The following is a 1,417-nucleotide window of genomic DNA, read 5'->3' as shown; positions in this document are numbered from 1 at the left end:
TCGAACCCCCTAGGGGACGCCATCTTTAATCTGTCAGTTCATGACAGATTCTTCTGGCATTAATTCATTCGTTTTATCAACAGCCTATTTCACTCGCTTGTTCATCCACCATGCTAAACCGGCAAATAATAATGTTGGAAACGATGCGGCCAGCCAAGGCAATAACCCAAAAACCAAACCGATATGCTGAAAACTTTGATTAAACAGGTAAAAACCTAAGCCAATCAAAACGCCAGCCAGAATTCTGCCGCCAATGGGTGATGAGCGTAATGGTCCAAAGATAAATGGCACAGCCAACAAGACCATAACTGCCGTACTGAGCGGCATCATTACTTTACTCCAGAAAGCCAATTCGTACTGAGCGACTGACTGATGGTTTGTCTCAAGGAAAGAGATATAATCCAATAAATTCCATACCGCCAAAAACTCAGGCGGCACCACCACCACATTTAACATGCCTGGGTTCAATTGTGACTTCCAGCGAGCATGTGTTGTCGAACTGACTTTTACACCATTCTCATCAATAGTACTTTGCACGACATCGTTTAATATCCACCCATCATCTTCGTACTTGGCACTACTGGCTTTAGTCAGTGCCCGTAATCTATTGGCCCCGTCAAACTCATAAATGGCAATATTGGTAAATGTTCCATCACTATTAATACGTTCTATATGATTAAAATGATTACCATCTCTTGTCCAGAAGCCATGCTCAGAACGCGTACCGACGGTGCCAGTCTGTGCCACAGACTGTAATTCTCTGGCATGTTCTTCTGTTACTGGTCTGATGACCTCACCAACGACAATCGCTATTAATACGAGAATAGCCGCTACGATCATCACAGACTTATTGATATCTTTGATTGATATACCCGCAGCTCGCATAGCCACCAGTTCACTCTGACTTGCCAAATTCCCTAAGCCAATCACACTACCCAATAACGCAACCACAGGTAGTAATTCATAGATACGTTTTGGCATGGTTAAGGCTAGATAGCTAAGAATATCGAGAAGTTGATATTGTCCTTTGCCAAGATCGTCTAGCTCAGTCACAAAATCCATAAAGGTATAAAGCCCAAGAAGCACCAATAACACAACAAAAGTGCTGGAGAGAATATGAGATGCGATATATCTGGAAAGAATTTTCATTATTGCTGACGTCTTCGTTTTTGTTGTGTGAGCAGTCGTTGGATTTTTTGTCTATACATCAAAAACAGCATGATCATCGCCATTAGTAGGTGAACCCAAACCATTCCGACACCGACACTAATACTGCCTTTTTCAATCCATGCCTGATTCACACCAAGCAAATTGCTATAGATAATGTAAAGCAATACGGCGGGGACAAAACCCGCATAGCGACCTTGTCTGGGGCCGGCATTAGATAATGGAATAGCTGATATACACAACACAAGCG

General features: G+C 42.7%; 2 protein-coding genes. Both read right to left on the bottom strand.

Annotated elements, in window-relative coordinates; all coding sequences use genetic code 11:
• Nucleotides 1–84: 84 nt before the first annotated feature.
• The gene (gene lptG, locus B4K20_RS00335) at nucleotides 85–1,149 is read right to left on the bottom strand and encodes an LPS export ABC transporter permease LptG (RefSeq protein ID WP_286304990.1); all 1,065 of its coding nucleotides are present in this window, start codon (nucleotides 1,147–1,149) and stop codon (nucleotides 85–87) included.
• Nucleotides 1,149–1,417 (bottom strand): LptF/LptG family permease (locus B4K20_RS00330; RefSeq protein WP_289281449.1); only part of this gene is annotated, 269 nt, incomplete at its 5' end. The genes B4K20_RS00330 and lptG, both read right to left, overlap by 1 nt.

This window comes from Methylophaga sp. UBA5088, assembly GCF_002414625.1.
In the GTDB taxonomy this organism is placed as follows: domain Bacteria; phylum Pseudomonadota; class Gammaproteobacteria; order Nitrosococcales; family Methylophagaceae; genus Methylophaga; species Methylophaga marina.
The sequence above is the reverse complement of the archived record's forward strand: the minus strand, read 5'-3'. Positions and strand labels throughout refer to the sequence as shown.